Annotated in this window: 20 protein-coding genes; 9 read left to right on the plus strand and 11 right to left on the minus strand. The window is 63.3% G+C overall.

Annotated elements, in window-relative coordinates; translation table 11 throughout:
• Positions 1-425 precede the first annotated feature (425 nt).
• From JQ621_RS28850 to JQ621_RS28860, 3 genes are all read right to left on the minus strand, one after another.
• Complete coding sequence (locus JQ621_RS28850) at positions 426-587, minus strand: hypothetical protein (protein WP_409334254.1); 162 nt, start codon at positions 585-587, stop codon at positions 426-428.
• 62 nt (positions 588-649) lie between these two features.
• Positions 650-922, minus strand: coding sequence for a hypothetical protein (locus JQ621_RS28855; protein WP_212239883.1), 273 nt, complete (start codon positions 920-922; stop codon positions 650-652).
• Between the two features lie 23 nt (positions 923-945).
• A complete protein-coding gene (locus tag JQ621_RS28860) occupies positions 946-2,475 on the minus strand; it encodes a malonate--CoA ligase (protein ID WP_212239890.1) in 1,530 nt (509 codons plus the stop codon).
• Between the two features lie 100 nt (positions 2,476-2,575).
• Here JQ621_RS28860 and JQ621_RS28865 point away from each other — a divergent pair, with 100 nt between their 5' ends.
• The 4 genes from JQ621_RS28865 (at position 2,576) to JQ621_RS28880 (ending at position 5,966) form a co-directional block, all read left to right on the plus strand.
• Positions 2,576-3,337 (plus strand): SDR family oxidoreductase, encoded by a 762-nt coding sequence (locus tag JQ621_RS28865; RefSeq protein ID WP_212239892.1) that lies wholly within the window; start codon positions 2,576-2,578, stop codon positions 3,335-3,337.
• Between the two features lie 392 nt (positions 3,338-3,729).
• Entirely contained in the window at positions 3,730-4,284 is a 555-nt protein-coding gene (locus tag JQ621_RS28870) for a fasciclin domain-containing protein (RefSeq protein WP_212239895.1), read from the plus strand.
• A gap of 196 nt (positions 4,285-4,480) precedes the next feature.
• The gene (locus JQ621_RS28875) at positions 4,481-5,107 is read left to right on the plus strand and encodes a cytochrome b/b6 domain-containing protein (protein ID WP_212239898.1); all 627 of its coding nucleotides are present in this window, start codon (positions 4,481-4,483) and stop codon (positions 5,105-5,107) included.
• Between the two features lie 76 nt (positions 5,108-5,183).
• Entirely contained in the window at positions 5,184-5,966 is a 783-nt protein-coding gene (locus tag JQ621_RS28880; protein WP_212239902.1) for a molybdopterin-binding protein, read from the plus strand.
• Positions 5,967-5,976: 10 nt separating this feature from the next.
• On the opposite strand, the gene JQ621_RS28885 is transcribed toward JQ621_RS28880, so the two are convergent.
• Both JQ621_RS28885 and JQ621_RS28890 read right to left on the minus strand, forming a co-directional pair.
• Entirely contained in the window at positions 5,977-7,899 is a 1,923-nt protein-coding gene (locus JQ621_RS28885; protein WP_212239917.1) for an O-linked N-acetylglucosamine transferase, SPINDLY family protein, read from the minus strand.
• A gap of 189 nt (positions 7,900-8,088) precedes the next feature.
• Positions 8,089-9,273, minus strand: a complete 1,185-nt coding sequence (locus JQ621_RS28890; RefSeq protein ID WP_212239920.1) for a YbfB/YjiJ family MFS transporter — start codon at positions 9,271-9,273, stop codon at positions 8,089-8,091.
• A 226-nt stretch (positions 9,274-9,499) separates the two neighbouring features.
• Here JQ621_RS28890 and leuB point away from each other — a divergent pair, with 226 nt between their 5' ends.
• Positions 9,500-10,612, plus strand: coding sequence for a 3-isopropylmalate dehydrogenase (gene leuB / locus JQ621_RS28895; protein WP_212239924.1), 1,113 nt, complete (start codon positions 9,500-9,502; stop codon positions 10,610-10,612).
• Between the two features lie 150 nt (positions 10,613-10,762).
• The gene (locus tag JQ621_RS28900; RefSeq protein ID WP_212239928.1) at positions 10,763-11,401 is read left to right on the plus strand and encodes a DapH/DapD/GlmU-related protein; all 639 of its coding nucleotides are present in this window, start codon (positions 10,763-10,765) and stop codon (positions 11,399-11,401) included.
• A gap of 69 nt (positions 11,402-11,470) precedes the next feature.
• Here the strand turns inward: JQ621_RS28900 and JQ621_RS28905 are convergent, their stop codons facing one another.
• Positions 11,471-11,857 carry a hypothetical protein gene (locus JQ621_RS28905; protein WP_212239931.1) on the minus strand — a complete coding sequence of 129 codons (387 nt, stop codon included), beginning with the start codon at positions 11,855-11,857 and terminating at the stop codon, positions 11,471-11,473.
• A gap of 156 nt (positions 11,858-12,013) precedes the next feature.
• The gene (locus tag JQ621_RS28910; RefSeq protein WP_212239933.1) at positions 12,014-12,814 is read right to left on the minus strand and encodes a hypothetical protein; all 801 of its coding nucleotides are present in this window, start codon (positions 12,812-12,814) and stop codon (positions 12,014-12,016) included.
• A gap of 116 nt (positions 12,815-12,930) precedes the next feature.
• On the opposite strand from JQ621_RS28910, the gene JQ621_RS28915 reads away from it, so the two are divergent.
• Positions 12,931-13,965 carry an aspartate-semialdehyde dehydrogenase gene (locus JQ621_RS28915; protein ID WP_212239939.1) on the plus strand — a complete coding sequence of 345 codons (1,035 nt, stop codon included), beginning with the start codon at positions 12,931-12,933 and terminating at the stop codon, positions 13,963-13,965.
• A 222-nt stretch (positions 13,966-14,187) separates the two neighbouring features.
• Here the strand turns inward: JQ621_RS28915 and JQ621_RS28920 are convergent, their stop codons facing one another.
• Positions 14,188-14,832 carry a carbonic anhydrase gene (locus JQ621_RS28920; RefSeq protein WP_212239940.1) on the minus strand — a complete coding sequence of 215 codons (645 nt, stop codon included), beginning with the start codon at positions 14,830-14,832 and terminating at the stop codon, positions 14,188-14,190.
• Positions 14,833-14,944: 112 nt separating this feature from the next.
• On the opposite strand from JQ621_RS28920, the gene JQ621_RS28925 reads away from it, so the two are divergent.
• Positions 14,945-15,826, plus strand: a complete 882-nt coding sequence (locus JQ621_RS28925; protein ID WP_212239942.1) for an HpcH/HpaI aldolase/citrate lyase family protein — start codon at positions 14,945-14,947, stop codon at positions 15,824-15,826.
• A gap of 71 nt (positions 15,827-15,897) precedes the next feature.
• Here the strand turns inward: JQ621_RS28925 and JQ621_RS28930 are convergent, their stop codons facing one another.
• Entirely contained in the window at positions 15,898-16,869 is a 972-nt protein-coding gene (locus JQ621_RS28930; RefSeq protein ID WP_212239944.1) for a helix-turn-helix domain-containing protein, read from the minus strand.
• 508 nt (positions 16,870-17,377) lie between these two features.
• Here JQ621_RS28930 and JQ621_RS28935 point away from each other — a divergent pair.
• Positions 17,378-19,054 (plus strand): methyl-accepting chemotaxis protein, encoded by a 1,677-nt coding sequence (locus JQ621_RS28935; protein ID WP_212239946.1) that lies wholly within the window; start codon positions 17,378-17,380, stop codon positions 19,052-19,054.
• A gap of 27 nt (positions 19,055-19,081) precedes the next feature.
• Here JQ621_RS28935 and JQ621_RS28940 read toward each other — a convergent pair whose 3' ends face one another.
• On the minus strand, positions 19,082-19,501 hold the full coding sequence (locus tag JQ621_RS28940) for a DUF6455 family protein (protein WP_212239949.1): 420 nt from the start codon (positions 19,499-19,501) through the stop codon (positions 19,082-19,084).
• A gap of 225 nt (positions 19,502-19,726) precedes the next feature.
• Complete coding sequence (locus JQ621_RS28945) at positions 19,727-20,512, minus strand: glycosyltransferase family 32 protein (protein ID WP_212239951.1); 786 nt, start codon at positions 20,510-20,512, stop codon at positions 19,727-19,729.
• Between the last annotated feature and the right edge of the window lie 45 nt (positions 20,513-20,557).

A 20,557-nucleotide genomic window follows, 5' to 3' on the forward strand; every position in this document is an offset into this window, starting at 1 on the left:
GCCCTCATTGCTGTCGCCAGGAAGCTGCTGACCATCCTCAACGCCATGCTGCGCGACCGAAAAATCTATAAGGTCGAACCATCAACATAACAGTTGCCGGTTCGAACTAGTCAGTTCATGACACATCACTTGGTCGACACAGCCAATCCGTCCTGTCGGATTTCCGCGATGCGCATCGATTTTCCGCCAGACGGCGGATATGCGCGCGCTGCATTCCACCCCAGCCGGACACTCCGGCGCGTCGACCGCGCAAATCGGATTGCCTGCAGCCGCCACAACCTCCGTCATTGCGAGCGCAGCGAAGCAATCCAGAATCTTTCCGCAGCGGCAGTCTGGATTGCTTCGCTGCGCTCGCAATGACGGGGCTGAGAGCGTGCGCTACATCAACCGAATGGTGTAAAGGCCGGCCGCATTGAATCGCCGGATTAATCCTTCAATCGCACTTCGCTGTGGAGCCATGATTGTAGATTGCCGATGCCTTCGATCCGATCGGAATCGGAAAGCACTTTCAATCGCGCAGCAATCACTTCACCTTCGATCGCGAATCCAAGCTCTCTGCAGCGATCCATCACGCAGGTGACCATCATCACGGTTTTCCGCCACGTCGGCTTCAGGACCGAGAAAATGATCTCATCGAATTGCTGCTCAGTCAGCGATGACGGAAGCTGCACCTGATCCCACGCGAGCTCGCAGACAAACCTAAGTGGTTCCCGGTTGGACTTGGGGGCTCAAGATCCGGATACTGATCGTAAATCGGCTGGAGCAATTCGTCCTCTAAAACGCCGACGACTTCGTCGAGCCAGTCTCCCAACTCGATCCTCTCGGCCTTGGCAAGCCCCGCGATAGCCATTCGGGCCTGATCAAGCGCCTTGTAGGCAGCAAGGAGATGATGATTGATCCGGACCGCCTGCTCGTGTTTCATGTTCCTGCCCCCCGCGTTTACCCCTATTTCTTCGCGTAAATGTCCTTGTACGTATCCCGCAGCACGTTCTTCTGCACCTTGCCCATGGTATTGCGCGGCAGCTCGTCGACGACAAAGACGCGCTTGGGCATCTTGAATTTCGCCAGCCGCCCGTCGAGCGCCTTCAGCACGGCAGCTTCGGTGACATCGGCGCCCTTGTTGCAGACAAGCACCGCCGTGACGCCCTCGCCGAAATCGGCATGCGGCACGCCGATCACGGCGGATTCGATCACGCCCGGCATGGCGTCGATCTCTGTCTCGATCTCTTTCGGGTAGACGTTGAATCCGCCTGATATGACCAGATCCTTGCCGCGGCCGAGGATGTGGACGTAGCCCTTGTCGTCGATTTTGCCGAGGTCGCCGGTGATGAAGAAGCCGTCGGGCCGGAATTCAGACCTGGTCTTCTCGGGCATGCGCCAATAGCCCTTGAACACGTTGGGGCCCTTGACCTCGATCATGCCGATTTCTTCGCGCGGCAATTCCTTGCCGGTCTCTGGCTCGGTCACGCGCACGGAGACGCCGGGGAGGGGAAAGCCGACCGCCCCGGGCACGCGCTCGCCGTCGTAAGGGTTCGACGTGTTCATGTTGGTCTCGGTCATGCCGTAGCGCTCCAGCACGGCGTGGCCCGTGCGCGCCGACCATTCGCGATGGGTCTCGGCGAGCAGCGGCGCCGAGCCCGAGATGAACAGCCGCATATGCCTCGTCGTCTCCTTCGACAGCGCAGGATTCTGTAGCAAGCGCGTGTAGAAGGTCGGCACGCCCATCAGCACGGTCGCGCGCGCCATCAGCTTGATGATGAGGTCAGGATCGAGCTTGGGCAGGAAGATCATCGACGCGCGCGAGAACAGCGTCACGTTGGTCGCCACGAACAGGCCATGGGTGTGGTAGATCGGCAGCGCGTGGATCAGCACGTCCTTGTCGGTGAAGCGCCAATAATCGACCAGCGAGAGCGAGTTCGACGCCAGATTGTCGTGGCTGAGCATCGCGCCCTTGGAACGCCCGGTCGTACCCGAGGTGTAGAGGATCGCGGCGAGATCGTCGTTTTCGCGCGGCACAGTGGCAAAGTCGCTGCTGGCCTTCTCGGCGGCCTCGGTCAGCGAACCCTTGCCATCAGCACCTAATGTCTCGACCTTGGCCTTCACCTTGGCGGCGATCGGAGCAAGGCCTTCGGCTTTCGAGGGATCGCAGACCACGAGTGCCGGCTCGGCGTCGCCGATGAAGTAATCAAGCTCGTTCAGCGTATAGGCGGTGTTGAGCGGCAGATAGACCGCGCCGGCCCTGACAGTGCCGAGATACAGCACGATATTGGCCACCGATTTCTCGACCTGCACCGCGACGCGGTCGCCGGGCTTCACGCCGCGCGCCACCAGCACATTCGCCATCTGGCCTGCCCGCGCGATCAGATCGCCATAGCTGATATGGGCGCCATCCTGCGTCTCGATGGCGAGGCGTTTGGGCTCGTCGAGGCCGTCGAACAGGCGGGAAAACAGATTGGCGTTGGCGGCAGGGTTCATGCAAGATTTCCTCGACCGCAAGGCTCGTAGGACAAGGTCGGTCAAAACCGAGGGCTGGATTAGCAAAAACCGCCCCAATGAAGCAACGGAGACAGTTTGCATGACCAAAAATGGGAAACGCGTAGCCTGGGTCACCGGCGGCGGCAGCGGGATCGGGGAGGCCGGCGCCGAGGCGCTTGCGGCCGACGGTTGGACAGTGGTGGTTTCCGGCCGCCGCAAGGACGCCCTCGAGACCGTGGTTGCGAAGATTGCCAGGGCGGGCGGGACCGCCGAGGCTATCGCGTTAGACGTGTCCGACGCGGCTGCGGCCCAGAAGGCCGCCGATCAGATCGTTGCGAAGCACGGCCGGATCGACCTGCTCGTGAACAATGCCGGCATCAATGTCCCCAGGCGCAGCTGGAAGGACATGGACCTCGACGGCTGGGACAAGCTCGTCCAGGTCAATCTCAACGGCGTGCTCTATTGCATGCGCGCGGTATTGCCGACGATGCGCAGGCAGCAGGACGGCTCGATCATCAACGTCTCGTCCTGGGCCGGCCGCCACGTCTCGAAGATGCCGGGCCCGGCCTACACCACCACCAAACATGCGGTGCTCGCGCTGACCCATTCCTTCAACATGGACGAATGCGTCAACGGCCTGCGCGCCTGCTGCCTGATGCCGGGCGAGGTCGCGACGCCGATCCTGAAGCTGCGCCCGGTGGTGCCGAGCGAGGAAGAGCAGGCGAAGATGCTGCAATCCGAAGATCTGGGGCGCACCATCGCGTTCATCGCCAGCATGCCGCCGCGCGTCTGCATCAACGAGCTGCTGATCAGCCCGACGCACAATCGCGGCTTCATTCAGACGCCGAACAACAGGGATTGAGGGCTCTCGTCGTCCTGGACAAGCGCAGCCTTGGCGACGCGGAGCGTTGGCCAGGGCGGAGCGCAGATCCAGGACCCATTGTCCCAGGGCGTAGTTTGGCGAAGACCCTTGGTGACCAGCCTCGCGCAACAAATCCTTTTTGGGGTAATGGGTCCTGGCTTTCGCCAGGACGACAGCGGCGTTTGTAGTGAGCGCCCGCGCGCACCCCACGAACACCCCGCGATATAGTTTCACGCATCACAATAAATTATTCCTCGAAACCCCATCGCAAACCCTCCCGTAGTTCGGTCCAACGACGCGCTGCTGCTTCACGTCAAACTGTCGCAGACGCCGTTGTTGCCCCAACGCAAATGCCGGCGAGCGCCGGTCACAATCCAATCGGGAGTATCTCCATGTCGAAGCGCATTGCTTACCTCACCGCTGCTGCCTTCAGCGCGCTGGCCGTCACTGCAACCGTCGTCGCGCCCGCCCGCGCTGAGGAAAAGACCGTCATGGTCGGCGGCGCCGCGATGTTCCCGTCGAAGAACATCGTCCAGAACGCCGTCAACTCGAAGGACCACACCACGCTGGTTGCGGCGGTGAAGGCGGCCGGTCTCGTCCCCACTCTGGAAGGCAAGGGCCCGTTCACCGTGTTCGCGCCGACCAACGCCGCCTTCGGCAAGCTGCCGGCCGGCACCGTCGACACCCTGGTCAAGCCCGAGAACAAGGCGACCCTGACCAAGATCCTCACCTATCACGTGGTGCCCGGCAAGCTCGAAGCGTCCGACCTCAAGGACGGCCAGAAGCTCAAGACCGTCGAGGGCGAGGAACTGACCGTCAAGAAGTCCGGCGGCACTGTCATGATCGTCGACGCCAAGGGCGGGTCGTCCACCGTCACGATCCCCAACGTCAACCAGTCCAACGGCGTCATCCATGTGGTCGACACCGTGCTGATGCCGGCGACCTAACACCGCGCACCCCCGTTTCATCCCCGACAGGATGCGGCAAAACAGCGAGCCGGGGAGACCCCTCGGCTCGCTTTATTGTGACTATCATAGCCCGCAGGCATCGATTCGATCGCAGCCAGGGCGTAACGAAACTGGCACGACCGGCGTATGATGTTCTGACACACGATCCCGAAGACGAAACCAGCACGGAACCACCATGTCGAGCCTGACCGTGACCGACGAGCAAATTAGCGCCAAACCTAAGGTGATCCAGCCGGCCTGGGTCAGGGTGATGCACTGGACCAATGCCGTCGCCATGATCCTGATGATCATGTCCGGCTGGCAGATCTACAACGCCTCGCCGCTGTTCGATTTCCGCTTCTCCCACGACATCACGCTCGGCGGCTGGCTCGGCGGCGCGCTGCTCTGGCACTTTGCCGCGATGTGGCTGTTGATGGTTAACGGCCTCGCCTATCTCGTGACCGGTCTTGCCTCCGGCCGTTTCGCCAGGAAGCTGCTGCCGATCACGCCGGCGGGCGTGCTCCACGACGTCAAGGCGGCGCTGACCTTCAAGCTCAGCCATGACGATCTCAGCGTCTACAATTACGTGCAGCGCACGCTCTATGCCGGCATCATCGTCGTCGGCGTGCTGATCGTGCTGTCCGGCCTGTCGATCTGGAAGCCGGTGCAATTGCATTGGCTGGTGACGCTGTTCGGCGATTATCCGACCGCGCGCTACGTCCATTTCTTCTGCATGGCCGCGATCTGCGCCTTCCTGGTCGTTCACGTCCTGCTTGCGCTGCTGGTGCCGAAGAGCCTGCGCGCGATGGTCATCGGTCGCTGAGCATGATCCGGAAAAGTGGGAACCGGTTTTCCGATAAGATCATGCTCAAAACGAAAGAATAGGAAGGAGAGCTGATATGGCCAAGCGTTCATTCCTGATCCCCGGCGTCGACAAACGGCTGCTGATCAAGGACTCTCTCAAGGTGATGCCTGATGTGACCCGCCGCCGCTTCATCGCGGGCGGCGCCAGCCTCGGTGCGCTGACCCTGCTCACCGGCTGCGATGTGGTCGACTCGTCTTCGGCTGACGCCCTTCTCGCGAGGATCTCGAAGTTCAACGACGCGGTGCAGGACTTCATCTTCAATCCTGACGCCTTGGCGCCGACTTTTGCGGAGAGCGCGATTACAAAGCCGTTCCCGTTCAACGCCTATTACGATCTCGACGATGCGCCGGAGGTCGACGGCAAGGCCTGGAAGCTCGAGGTGCGCGGCCTCGTCGACAACAAGAAGTCCTGGACGCTGGACGAGCTCACCAAACTGCCGCAGTTCACGCAAATCACCCGTCACATCTGCGTCGAAGGCTGGAGCGCGATCGGAAGCTGGACCGGCACGCCGCTGCGCGATTTCCTCAAGCTCGTCGGCGCCGACACGCGCGCGAAATATGTCTGGTTCCAGTGCGCCGACAAGGACGGCTACAATTCGCCGCTCGACATGCGCACCGCGCTGCATCCGCAGACGCAGATGACGTTCAAGTTCGGCAACGACATCCTGCCGCGCGCCTATGGTTTTCCGATGAAGATCCGCGTGCCGACAAAGCTCGGCTTCAAGAACCCGAAATACGTGATGTCGATGGAAGTCACCAACGACTACAAGGGCGGCTATTGGGAAGATCAGGGCTACAATTCGTTCAGCGGCAGCTAAAGCGTGAGGCTCAGCCGTTCCCGGTGACGCCGGTCGCACACCATTCGCGCCACATGGTGCGATAGGCGGCTTCGAGCTGATGGGTGAATCTCGGGCCGTCACACAGGGGTGACGCCGCGACCCGCTCACGAAGACTTGCCCGCAGCGCAGCGAGTGCCGGCACGTCGGCGGCGAGCCGCGCGGCGGCCGCGACGTAATCCTGCGATCGCTCGGTCACGATGTCCTGCAATCCGACCCGGCTCAGCATGCTGGCCCCGACCCGGGCTGCGTGCCGGTCGCCGGCGAGCGTCACGACGGGAACACCCATCCACAGCGCTTCGCATGTCGTCGTCGCGCCATTGTAGGGAAACGTGTCGAGCGCAATGTCGACCTCGCCATAGGCGGCGAGATGGTCCGCCATCGTCGGCAATTTGCCGATCAATTTCAAACGGTCGCGGGCAATCCCTCGCTGCTCGAACAGCCTCTCGATCCGCTTGCGCATCTCGGCATCGACCAGCCACTTCGATTTGAGAACCAGGTGAGAGCCGGCGACCCGCTGCAGAACGCCGGCCCAGGCGTCGAGCACCTGATGGTTCACCTTGACGAGATTGTTGAAGGACCCAAACGTCACGAAACCATTGCGCTCGGCGGGCAGCTTGCTCACGTCCGGCGCCGCAACGGGCGCGGTGTAGCAATGAAAACCGTCGGGCAGCCGAAACAGCCTTTCGGAGGATGTGGTGTCGGCCGTCCCCGGAGGATCGACGATCGCATCGGTGAGCCGGTAGTCGATGTCGGACAGGCCCGTCGTGTCGGGATATCCGAGCCAGGTCACCTGCAGCGGGGCGGGTTTGCGGGCAAAAACGCCGAGCCGATGGCCATAAGTATGGCCGGACAGGTCGACGAGAATGTCGATCGCGTCGGCGCGAATCCGGGCGGCGAGCTCCCTGTCGTCAATCCCGATGGTCGAGCGCCAATGCGCTGCGCGAGACCTGAAGAAAGCGGTTTGCTCGTCCTCGTCCGTCGTTCCCGAGTAACAGATGGTTTCGACGGATGCATCGTCGTGGTTGAGCAAAATCGCGGAGAGAAAATATCCGACCGAGTGCGTCCTGAAATCCGCAGACACATAGCCGATGCGCAGCCGGCGTTCCGGATCGCGCAGGTTCTGCCAGCCGCTGAAGCGCGGCGTTTGGGCATGGAAGCGCGCCACCTCGCGCGGGCCTTCCCGTAACATGCCTGGCGCGAATTCGCGGTCGTAATGCATTTGCAGCAGCATCGATGAAAGATGATCGCTGAAACTCGCGCGAAGCTGCGCCGCGAACCGAAATCGCTCGGCGGTGTCGGGGTCGCACCCGGCAGGCGGCCGTTCGTCCCTCCCGCACGCCAGATAGGCTTCGGCCAGCCGCGGATCGCGGGCCGTGGTGGCCTCGATGGTCGTCACCATCTTTGAAAACTGGCGCTGGATTTCGCGCAACGCGATCTCTGCAGGCGACGATGAGGCATCCAGGCTGGAATCCAGTGCGAGTGCCCGGTCGAAGCATTGTTGTGCTTCGTCCAGCACACCTGTTTCCGCCAGACAGTCACCAAGGTTGCGCCACGCGGTGGCGTAGTCGGGCTGCAGCGCCACCGCCTTTCGGTAATGCGCGATGGCCGACGCCCGGTCTCCGAGCGAATGCAGGGAGTCTCCGAGGTTGTTCCATATCTGGGCAAGATCGGGCCGCAGGACCAGCGCTTTCCGATATTCCGTCACCGCGGCGCTAAAGCGGTTCTGATCCTTGAGCGCGATGCCGAGATTGTTCAGCGCTTCGGGAAAATCGGGATGGATCGCGATGGCATCCCGATAACGGCCGACCGCGGCGTCGAGCCGTCCTGCCTGATGGTGCTGAAACGCCTCGAACAACGCTGTTTCGGCTTCGGGCGGCGCCCCCCGGGCATCCTGCTTAGCTGTTGCCTTCATCGCCTCTGCACCGCCACGAGAATTGCTCCAGGGATTGGCTTGCGACGCCCACGCGCTGTCCAGGCCGGAACCTGGCTTCGCTGCCGCCGAAACCGTTCGAATTTATCCTGATGACGCGATTGCCTTATGACAGTCCGGAGTCGGGCGGCCGCCGGACGCGGCGCCGGCGTCGCCCGTGCGATTCGCCGGCTATCGCGCCAGCCGACCCTGAAACGCCGCCAGAATGGCACCGAGCGCCAGCATCGCCGCCGAGAGGTTCAGCGCGTAGGAAAGGCTCCCCAGCGCATCGGTGATCGCGCCGACCACGATCGGCCCGAGCGTCTGTCCGAGGCCGAACGAGATCGTCATCGCCGCGATCGCGCGCGGCCACACCTGCGGCGGATAGTTGAAGCGCACGAAGGCGGTGGTCGAGCCGACCACGGCGAAGAAGGCGACGCCGAACACCACCGCCGAAGTCGCAAGCCACGCAGTGGAATGTCCGAGCATCGGCAGGCCGGCGCCAATCGCGTTGGTGCCGAGGATGATCGTGGTGGAAAGACCGCCGCGGTCGAGCGCGAGCACGCGTCGCCAGACCCAGGGCGTCACGAATGCGCTCATGCCGATCAGGCCCCAGAAGCCGGCCTGCGCCGCCGCACCGCCGCCGCTGTCGCGCACATAGGCGATCATGAAGGTCATGTAGGCGATGTAGCCGGCGCCGAACAGGAAGTAGGCGGCGAGGTAGATCAGCACGGGACGAACAGCGAAGGCGGCGTGGCTGCCTTCGCTGAAGCGCGCGCCGCTTTCGATCCGAACCAGAAACAGCGGCGCGGTCATCACGGCCGAGAGCAGCGTCAGCGCCCACCACACGATCCACCACGAGCCCGGTCCGAAATGCTGCAGCGTGAACGGCGCGATCAGCCCGGAGGCGAGAATGCCGATGCCGGGCCCGGCATAGAAGAGACTCAGCAGGAAATTGGCCCGCTCGGGACGCGACTGCGCGACGGTCGCGGCCAGCGCGCCGCCGGCGACGAAGCCGGCCGCGGCCCCGAGACCAAGCACGAGGCGCGCAAGGCTCAGCGCGATGAAATTCCCCGTCAGCGCGCAGGTGGCAAGCGCGGCAAGGCAGGCCAGCGTTCCGCCGCGGATCGCCGCCGACCATCCGACGCGCTGGATCAGCCGGGACGCAAACAGCGCGCCCACGAGATAGCCGACGGCGTTGATGGTGTTCATGAAACCGGCCGCCGAGTAGGACCAGCCGAGGTCCTCCCGCATGTCGGGCAGCACCAGCGCATAGGCAAAGCGGCCGATGCCGAGCCCGACCGTCGCGGCCAGCGACAGGGTCAGGATCAGCCGCGCAGGGCGCGCGTCGGGCGGGGGACGATCTGGGGCGAGCAAGGGATACTCCGGCGCGCGCAGTGTGGCAGGCCCTGCCCGCCTTGCACAGCCGCAGCGCGGCAATGGTGTCTTGCCAAGCGCGCAACGCCGCTCTAGCACTCCGGCCGAAATTCACGAGATGCCGTCATGCCCGGCCTTGTGCCGGGCATCCACGTTCTTCGCGCTGCAGGCAGGACGTGGATGGCCGGGTCAAGCCCGGCCATGACGAAACGGAGGAAGGACGACCATGGCGACCCACAAATTGCTGCTGCTCCCCGGCGACGGTATCGGCCCCGAGGTGATGGGCGAGGTGAAGCGGCTGATTGATTGGCTCAATTCGGCCGGGATCGCCAAATTCGAGACCGATACCGGCCTTGTCGGCGGCTCCGCCTACGACGCCCACAAGGTGTCGATCTCCGAGGGAGACATGGCCAAGGCGATGGATGCCGACGCCATCATCTTCGGCGCGGTCGGCGGTCCGAAGTGGGACGCCGTGCCTTACGAGGTGCGCCCCGAAGCCGGCCTGTTGCGCCTGCGCAAGGATCTCGCTTTGTTCGCCAATCTGCGCCCGGCCGTCTGCTATCCGGCGTTGGCGGATGCCTCGAGCCTGAAGCGCGAGGCCGTCGAAGGTCTCGACATCGTCATCGTGCGCGAGCTCACCGGCGGCGTCTATTTCGGCGAGCCCAAGACCATCACCGATCTCGGCAACGGCCAGAAGCGCGCGATCGACACCCAGGTCTACGACACCTATGAGATCGAGCGCATCGGCCGCGTCGCCTTCGAGCTTGCCCGCAAGCGCAAGAACAAGGTGACGTCGATGGAGAAGCGCAACGTCATGAAGTCGGGCGTTCTCTGGAACGAGGTCATGACTCAGGTCCACAAGCGCGAATATCCCGACGTCACGCTCGAGCATCAGCTCGCGGACTCCGGCGGCATGATGCTGGTGAAGTGGCCGAAGCAGTTCGACGTCATCGTCACGGACAATCTGTTCGGCGACATGCTCTCCGACATCGCGGCGATGCTGACCGGCTCGCTCGGCATGCTGCCCTCGGCTTCCCTCGGCGAAGTCGACGTCAAGAGCAGGAAGCGCAAGGCGCTGTACGAGCCCGTGCACGGTTCGGCGCCCGACATCGCCGGCAAGGGCCTCGCCAATCCGATCGCGATGATCTCGTCCTTTGGCATGGCGCTGCGCTATTCCTTCGACATGGGCGATCTCGCCGACAAGGTCGACGCCGCGATCGCAGCGGTGCTCGCCAGCGGTCTTCGCACCGCCGACATCAAGTCGGAAGGCACGACCGCGGCCTCGACCACGCAGATGGGCGAAGCGATTCTGAAGGAACTGCAGAAGCTGCATGCGTAAGGCGGCAGAGAATCGTAGGGTGGGTTAGCCAAGCAGATGCGCAAAGCGCATCTGCTTGGCATAACCCACCTCTTCTGTCTCCGCGGAAACCAAAGTGGTGGGTTACGCCTTCGGCTAACCCACCCTACGATCTGTCATCGGATCCACCTCATGGACACCTTACCCCGCCCCAAGATCGCGGAAACCTTCATCCATGAAACCGTGCGCCAGCGCGAGGCGCAGATCGGGCGGCGCTGCGAAATTCTCAGCCATAGCCGCATCGAATACGCCTCGCTCGGCGACTACTCCTATCTCGGCGAATATTGCGACGTTGCCGGTGCGGTGATCGGCAAGTTCTGCGCCATCGCCAATTCGGTGCGGATCGGCGCGCCCAATCATCCGATGGGCCGCGCGTCCCAGCATCGTTTCACCTACGTTCCCGAATATTACGAGGCGAGTGCGACCCGCGACCGCGACTTCTTCGCGCATCGCCGCGGCGATCGCGTCGTTGTCGGCAATGATGTCTGGATCGGCCATGCCGCGATCCTGCTGCCGGGCGTCACGGTCGGCGACGGCGCCGTGATCGGCGCGGGCGCGGTCGTCAGCCGCGATGTCGCGCCTTACACGATCGTCGGCGGCGTTCCCGCGCGTCCCATCCGCACGCGCTTTGATGATTCCGTGGCGGCAAGCCTGCAGCGCATCGCCTGGTGGGACTGGCCGGATGAGCTGATCTTCGAGCGCCTCGCCGATTTCCGCTCCGAGGCGATCGAGGAATTTTGCCGGCGCTATGACCCGGCGGCCAATTCGTAAAACGGATATCGAAAAAAACAAAAAGGCCGGGCGCAAAGCCCGGCCTTTTGATTCGGTCAGTTGGTCCGCTCAGTACAGCGGGAAATTCTGCGGATAGCCGCCGACATCGGCCGGGGTCGCCAGCGGCTGACGATCGATCGGGCGGTTGTTGTTCTCGCGGGCGAAGGACGGATAGCCCACGGCCGGCGGGAAGGCGTAGTCGGTGAACTTGCGGTCGCCCGGATTGACCTCGGTGCCGCCGTCGAGCCAGGAGCGCTTGCTCACGTAAATACGGGTCCGGCCCTGCTGGTAGACGGCGTTGGGTCCACCAGGGCCGTAGATCGGCCGGCCGCGATCGTCATAGCGCTGCTTGACCTTGGTGTCGGCCGAAGCCGGCGCCGCGAAGGCCATCGCAACCGCGGCGCCCGCCGCCAGCAAGATGGCCAATTTGTTCGCGGCAGAGAAATTGAAGCTCATCACGTCCCCTTCAGGCGGCAAGCCGCCAGTCGATTTCACCCCATACTAGCCCGGCCGGGGTGGCCACAACTAGGTCAATTCAGTCACACCGCGGCGGAATAATTGTTTCCGTCGGCAAAAGTTGCATGAATACCAGCGACTTGAGCTTGATACGCCTCAAAGCGCGCCGCGCAATTGCGCATTCGCCGCGCCCAGCAGCCAGTCGGCCGCGCCTTGGGAATCGCAGGAGCGGCGCTTCAGCTCGGCATGGGCGAACATCTCCGCAAGCTTCGGCTCGTTGCCCGAGGTCAGCAGCGTCAGGCGGTTGAGCGTGCAGGCGATCGCCGCGCGCCGGGCCGGCATGGTGCCGCCCTGGCAGGAGAAGCCTGAGATCTGCAGCGCCGGCTCCTCGTTGCGCTTGAGGTAGCCGAGGCAGGAGGATGCCCCCTCGGCTATGCCGGTCGGCTGAAACAGGGCGACGGGGCCGAACTTCGTGTCGATGAGGCCGGCCTGCTCGAGCGCGGTGGCCTCACCCAGGCCCATCCGGGCGGCGAGGCCTGATGTCGCCGGACGCGTGACGTCGAATTCGCCGCCTTCCCGGTAGATCTCGAGTTCGGCCACCGGTCTGTCGGCTGGCCTGCCGGCATCGCCGGCCCAGCGCATGACGTCGCGGCGGCCGCCTCCGGAGTGTCGCAGGACGGTATAAGAGGCTGTTGTTTCTGACGAATCGAGCTTGGCGACGGCGAAGGCCGGGCGCGAGCGGGAGGCCTCGGACCACTGCGGCTTCTCCGCGGCCTCGTCGGCGCGCAGATCAGGCAGCTGGCCGAGCCCGGCAAGCGCGAGGATGGCAAACAGAGCGAGCGTCCCCACATACAGAAACAGGCGCGCCAGCGTGCCGACGACCTCGTCGGCGAAATTGGCGAGCGTTAGATGGATCTGGGTGGGGCTAACGGCCGTGCTGGCCTCGGGCGACTGCATCCACGTCCCTAAGGCATGGTCCAACGTTGTCTTGAGGGCGGTTCTCGCATAGAAGCGCTGCTCTTCCTGTTTAAGCGTCAGCTTCAGGAACGGGCTTTTTCATCGGAGAGTGAACGATGGGTTACAAAGTCGCAGTCGTCGGCGCGACCGGCAATGTCGGACGGGAAATGCTCAACATTCTCGATGAGCGCAAATTCCCCGCGGACGAAGTCGTGGCCCTGGCGTCACGCCGCAGCATCGGCGTCGAGGTCTCCTATGGCGACCGCACGCTGAAGTGCAAGGCGCTCGAGCACTATGATTTCTCCGATGTCGACATCTGCCTGATGTCGGCGGGCGGCGAGGTGTCGAAGGAATGGTCGCCGAAGATCGGCGCCGCTGGCGCGGTCGTGATCGACAATTCCTCGGCCTGGCGCATGGATCCGGACGTGCCGCTGATCGTGCCTGAGGTGAACGCGGCCGCGACGGAAGGCTTCAAGAAGAAGAACATCATCGCGAATCCGAACTGCTCCACCGCGCAGCTCGTCGTCGCGCTGAAGCCCCTGCACGACAAGGCGACCATCAAGCGCGTCGTCGTCTCGACCTATCAATCGGTCTCGGGCGCCGGCAAGGACGGCATGGACGAATTGTTCTCGCAGACCAAGGCCGTCTACACCAACCAGGAGCTGGTCAACAAGAAGTTCCCCAAGCGCATCGCCTTCAACGTCATCCCCCACATCGACGTCTTCATGGAGGACGGCTACACCAAGGAAGAGTGGAAGATGATGGCGGAGACCAAGAAGATTCTTGATCCCAAGATCAAGCTGTCCGCGACCTGCGTGCGCGTGCCTGTCTTCGTCGGCCACTCCGAAGCCGTCAACATCGAGTTCGAGAATCCGATCAGCGCCGATGAAGCACGCAACATCCTGCGCACGGCGCCAGGCTGCCTCGTCATCGACAAGCATGAGCCCGGCGGCTACGCCACGCCGTATGAATCGGCCGGCGAGGACGCGACCTATATCAGCCGCATCCGCGAGGACGCGACGGTGGAGAACGGTCTCGTGCTCTGGTGTGTGTCGGACAACCTCCGCAAGGGCGCGGCCCTCAACGCGATCCAGATCGCGGAAGTCCTGATCAACCGCAAGCTGATCAGCGCGAAGAAGAAGGCGGCGTGACGAATTCTCTCCCGTCATCCCGGACAAGCGCGCCCCCGGCAACGCGTAGCGTTGTCCGGTAGCGCGCGCAGATCCGGGATCCATAACCACAGGAAGTGGTATGGTGCGAAGCTGGTCACTGCGGGTCTTCGCAAAATTATTGCTGCGGCGTATGGGTCCCGGATCTGCGCTGGCGCTTGTCCGGGACGACGACCTCGTTGACTTGGCAGTCTACGAAATAGCCTACACCACGCTATTCGCCCTCTTGAATTCCTTGGTCGCCTTGTCGAGCAAGAACAGCGTTCCCTCGGCGACGCCGAAATAGGCGCCGTGCAATTGCATCTGGCCGCTCTCGACGGCCTTGCGCACGAACGGGAACGTCATCAGGTTTTCCAGGCTACGGAACACCGCCGCCTTCTCGATGCGCTCGACGAATTGCGCCATGGTCTCGTGGTCGCGCTGCTCGACCACTTCGCCTGGCTTGATGAACATCTGCATCCATTTGCCGATGAAGTCGCCGGGCGTGAGCGGCTCGATCTTGTCGACGAAAGCGCGGATGCCGCCGCATTGGGCGTGGCCGAGGATGACGATGTGCTTCACCTTCAGCACGGTCACGGCATATTCGAGCGCAGCCGAGACGCCATGCGCGTTGCCGTCGGGCTGGTACACCGGCACGAGGTTGGCGATGTTGCGGACCACGAACAATTCGCCGGGCCCGACGTCGAAGATGACCTCGGGCGAGACGCGGCTGTCGCAACAGCCGATCACCATCACTTCCGGGAACTGCCCCTTCACTGACAGCTCGCGATAGCGATTCTGCTCGGTCGGCAGCCGCTGCGTGGCGAAGGCTTGGTAGCCTTCCAGCAAATGCGTCGGAAATGTCGTCATGGGCTATGCCTAATCATAGACCGCCGGGGCGAACAAGCCTTTCGAATGGGCAGGCCAGATGCTATTCGGCTTCGGTCAGCAAAGGGACGAGGAACCCGGAAGGAACGCTTGCATGACCCGCCCGCGCCGCAGCCATCTGTTCATGCCCGGCTCCAATCCCCGCGCACTGGAAAAGGCGCGGAACCTGGCCGCCGACGGCCTGATCCTGGATCTCGAAGATTCCGTCGCCCCGGACGCCAAGGCCGCAGCGCGTGATGGCATCGCCGCCGCGATCGCGGCCAAGGGTTTCGGCAAGCGCGAGATCCTGATCCGGACCAACGGTCTCGACACGCAATGGTGGGCCGAAGATGCCGCGATGGCCGCCAAGGCCTCGCCCGACGGCATCCTCGTTCCAAAAGTTTCGAGCATCGAGGACCTCAAGACCATCGGCCGCGACCTTGCGGGGCTCGGCGCCGCGCCGACCGTGAAGGTCTGGGCGATGATCGAGACCGCGCGCGCGGTGCTGCATGCCGAGGAACTGGCCGAAGCCGGGCGCGATCCATCCAGCCGCCTCGCCGGCTTCGTGTTCGGCCCCAACGACATCTCGCGCGAGACGCGGATCAAGATGCTGCCCGGCCGCGCCGCGATGATCCCGATGATCACCCATTGCATCCTGGCGACGCGCGCCGCCGGCCTCGAAATCCTCGACGGCCCCTACAGCGACATCGCCAATCCCGACGGCTTCGCCACCGAATGCGCGCAGGCGCGCGACCTCGGCTTCGACGGCAAGACGCTGATCCATCCCTCGCAAATCGAGGCCTGCAACGCAATCTTCACTCCACCCGAGGAGGAAGTGGCACGCGCGCGAAAGATCATCGCGGCGTTCGAGCTGCCGGAAAACGTCTCGCGCGGCGCGATCCGCCTCGATGGTGCGATGGTGGAACGCCTGCACGCCGACATGGCCCGGCGCACGATCGCGATCGCGGATGCGATCGCGGCGGTGGGGAAGGGCTAGAGGTTGTAGTCGGGCGCCTGCCGGGCAGGGCGAAGGCTGGATGTTCGGCGGGATGCTGCTGCCGCGTGCGCTTATCGCCTGCGTCGCGCATTCTTCAGGGTCTCGGAAGGCAACTCGCCGATTTCCCGACGATATTCGGATGCGAATCGCCCGAGATTGTGAAAGCCGCATTTGAACGCAACAGCAAGGACGGTTGTCTGCTCGTCAGGCCGTCGCAACAGCTCGGCTGCGCGACGAACCCGGACGCGCCGTGCGAACTGGCCTGGCGATCCCCGTCCGGATTCCGAGAATTCGCGGAAAACGGTTCGCACGCTCACCTTGGCGACCTCGGCGATCCGCTCCAGATCGAGTGGCTGGTCCCAATACGTCTCAATGTAGGACTCCACGAGGCTGACCACGGATCGGCTGGCTCTCGGTGCTGCGCGCTGGAGCCGGTCGGAGAAATTGTGTCGGTGCGCTAGAAGCACTCTGACCATCATGGCGCGTTCGAGTTCGGCGAGGGCGATGGGCGAATAATCCTGTCCGAATCTTTCCAGTTCCTCGGCCAGTCTGAAAACGTCCTGGCGCATATGGGTCATCATCACTGGGTCCGCTTCGCCCGAGTCGAAACGCAGGGTTGCGTCGCTGGCGTCGCCGAGCAGGCTTCCCAACAGGCGGGTGATCGCCGAGGCGTCTATTCTCAGGACCAGCTGGCGGTAAGCGGGGGCGAAATCCAGGTCCAGCCTGGCGTCGCCGGAGATGATCGGACTCCAGGTCTCGATAGGTCCACTCTTCCCACCAGTCTTGAAAGCGGCAGCTCCCTGGACGGAGAAGAACTGGCGGAACATTTGCGATTCGGGAAATGACAGTGATGCTGCCCCTTCATAGGCACAGAACGCCAGCCCGACGGACTGCAGGCGAATGAAATTGGCATGTATGCCAAATTCACGACCGCGCTTGTCGAATCGAACCGCGCCGTACTCCGTGAAAAGCCGTTCGCGCGCGACTTCGCTGTCGCGCGACTGAATCAACGGATAGCGGTCAAGATATGAAACGGCGCCCACAGCTGATTCCCCGGTACAATCAAACTACCGAACCGCCATCCGAGCGCTAGCAATTTCGGATTGCATCGAATGGGAGGGCCTGGGTAACCGATTCGGTGTCGACGACGAACAACGGTTGCGGAGACTGAGCGCGGTCGTGCAGACGTTCGGCCCAGCCGGATGGATCAGATATTTCGCGAGCACGTCGGCCAAGGGGACGAAGATGTGAACGGCCCATGCGACCTGTCGACGCCGGGCTTCTGCCAAATATCGATAGTGTTCTCAGCAGGACGTCGCACGCCAGGGCCCAGGGGGCCGCCGAGATGGCGCCGTGTGGCTTTCAGGTTAATCGCCGTGGCGAAATACGGCCATAGTGTCTGCGATCGGACAAATACTCTGATAATTCGATTCAGTTATTCAGACATACGCCCGGCCCCCTCCTCCCCCTTGGGTCGCGGCAATTCGATGAATAGTGAACGCAGGTTTCGGGCAGATGCTGCGAACCCGGCGTCTATTGCGGAGTGAGAAAATGTTTGGTCGCAAGTCCCCGGTTGATGCAGCAGCAAGGCTCGACGCAATCGGCCGTTCGCAGGCGATGATCGAATTCAACCCGGACGGCACGATCATTACGGCCAACAAGAATTTCCTCGACTCCCTTGGCTATCGGCTCGACGAGATTCAGGGCAAGCACCATTCCATGTTCGTGCCGGCCGACCAGCGCGACAGCGCGGAGTACAAGGCGTTCTGGGCCGCCCTGAACCGTGGTGAGTATCAGGCACGCGAGTTCAGGCGTATCGCGAAGGGCGGCCGCGAGGTCTGGATCGAGGCGTCCTACAATCCGGTACTCGACGGCAAAGGCAAGACGGTGATGGTTGCCAAGATTGCGACGGACATTACCGAGAAGAAGATCCGGAGCATGGCTGACGCTTCCAAGATCGCCGCCATCGGCCGCGCCCAGGCCGTGATCGAATTCAAGCTCGACGGCACGATCGTCACGGCGAACGAGAATTTCTGCAAAGCGCTCGGCTATTCGTTGTCCGAAATCGAGGGCAAGCATCACGGTATGTTCGTCACCGAGGCCGAGCGGAATGGCCATGCCTATCGCGAATTCTGGGCCGGGCTCAACCGCGGCGAGTACCAGTCCGGGGAATTCAAGCGCATCGGCAAGGGCGGCCGCGAGGTCTGGATTCTCGCCAGCTACAACCCGCTACTGGACGAGGACGGCAAGCCGTTCGGCGTCGTCAAGTTCGCAACCGACGTCACCACCGAGAAGCTCAAGAGCGCGGATTTCGCCGGCCAGCTTGCGGCGATCGACAAGGCGCAGGCCGTGATCGAATTCAACATGGACGGTACGATCATCACCGCCAACGAGAACTTCCTGCACACGGTCGGCTATTCGCTGGCTGAAATCAAGGGCAGGCACCACAGCATGTTCGTCGAGCCGAGCGAGCGCGACGGCTCCGCCTATCGTGAGTTCTGGGCCGCGCTGAACCGCGGTCAGTACCAGGCGGCCGAATACAAGCGCATCGGTAAGGGCGGCAAGGAGGTCTACATCCAGGCGTCCTACAATCCAATCCTCGACCTCAACGGCAAGCCGTTCAAGGTCGTGAAATACGCCACGGACACCACCAAGCAGGTGCTGGTCCGCATGGGCAACGAGCGCGTCCGCGGCATGATGGAATCCGTGGCCGCAGGCTCGGAGGAACTCAACGCCTCGGTGCGGGAGATTTCGGAAGCCATGACCAAGTCGCGCGAGACCGCAAGCCGCGCGGTAGACCAGGTCTCGGCCGCCGACGCGCAGGCCCAGCGCCTCACCGAAGCCGCGCAGGCCATGAGCGGCATCGTCGAACTCATCAACAACATCACCGGGCAGATCAACCTGCTGGCGCTCAACGCCACGATCGAATCGGCCCGCGCGGGTGAAGCCGGTCGGGGTTTTGCCGTGGTGGCTTCCGAAGTGAAGAGCCTCGCCAACCAGGCCAAGCAGGCCACCGACAAGATCGGCGCGGAGATCGGCAGCCTCAACGGTATCTCCGGCGACGTCGTCACCGCCCTGGCTTCGATCAAGACGGCCATCAACAACGTCAGCGAATACGTGACATCGACGGCCGCCGCGATCGAGGAACAGAGCACGGTGACCAACGAGATGTCGACCAGCATGCAGCGTGCCGCAGCCGAAGCCGCCGCAATCGCTGGCCGCTTGTGACCCCGGCAAACAGATCGGCGCGCCGTCTCAGTGCGGCGCGACCTCGGCGCGATCGAGCGATTCCAGCGTGGCGGCATTGCCGCAATAGCCGTGATAACTCTCCGCGGCGGTGCCGTGGGCCAGCTCGCGGTCGCATTCCGCCTTGTGAGCGCAGAGCGCGCAGACCCGCTCCATGTCGCGCAGCAACAGTGGTTGCACCTGTCCAAGCCGCTCTCCATCGATGCCGAGCTGCTCCAGCATCTTCGGCAACTCGTCGGCAGCGTGACGGCCGTGACGGACCAGTTCTTCGAGGTCGTCAGGCGCGATCTTGAGATCGCTCGCGATCCGGTCGAATTCCGAGCGGTCGAGCTGCCGCATCTCGTTCAGCTCGCGGCGATGCTTCAGCCAGGCGGCAAACGACTCGATGAGGTCCTGGACGATGGGATAAGGCCTGCTTGCGGTGCTCATGGCGCAGCTCCATTGATCGTGCGATGGAGCGACACTAGGCAAAATGATGCAGGACCGCGTTGCGCTGGATCAAATTGAGAAGCGGTCGAGAATTTCGTGTCCCGGACGCCGTGCGGCGCGAAACGTCGCTTCGCAGACCCGGACCCATCTTGCCTCCGTCCGGGCCCGGCTCTGCAGCGCTGCGACTGCGTCCGGGGCAGAGAGTGCGGGCCTCGCGGAGAGACCTCAGCCAAACCGCTCCGTTGCCCAGGCATACAGACTGCCGTGGATCGGTGGCTGCCCGCCCCGCCCCTTGGGCGAGATGTGCAGGCCGATGATCTCGGGGTTGGTGACGAGGCCGAGATAGCTCGAGGGATCGAAGAACAGCTTTGGTTCGGCATGCACGGCGTAGAACGACTGCTTCGGCAGCGCGTTGTGCAAGGCGCCGGTGCGGCGGGCGAGCGCGGTGAGCGCGGCCGGCCCGTAGATCGCGACGCGAATATCGGAGAGACGGTTCGAGCCGCCGCGCAGCCGGCGCATCATGAAGGTGATGCGGTGTCTCACCGACAGCCATTTCGGCGTCAGCTCCTCCTGCTCCATCAATTCTTCGAACGCCGTGACGATGCCGTGCTTGGGCGGCAGATAGATCACGGAGTTGCCGAGCTGGCGCGGCCGCTCCCAGGCGAAGTAAGGCTTTGCCGGATCGATCTCGACGGGCTTCAGCAGCAACACGTCGGCATCGAGCCAGAGGCCGAGATTCTTCGCCATCAGCTTCATGCGGAAGAAGTCGCTGAACTGAAGCGTGGTCCAGTCGCGCCAGCTGCCGTCCGGCTGCGGCGGCCGCAATCGTTCGGAGAAGGCGTGCGGCAGGATCGCTTCGGCGTCGGCATTGTCGACGCCCGCAGGCAGGCCCGGGATGGTGTCAAAGCTGTAGACCGTGACCTTGTGGCCCGCAGCCAGCTGCGAGCGCAGACAGGTCTGGCGCAGTGCGTCCATCGGGCCATGCCAGAAGGTGACGATCTCGGGCAGCATGCGTGCAGCTATACGGGATATTTTGGCCAAAGAAAAAGCCCCGGC

It is taken from the genome of Bradyrhizobium manausense (assembly GCF_018129685.1).
Classification (GTDB): Bacteria; Pseudomonadota; Alphaproteobacteria; order Rhizobiales; family Xanthobacteraceae; genus Bradyrhizobium; species Bradyrhizobium manausense_D.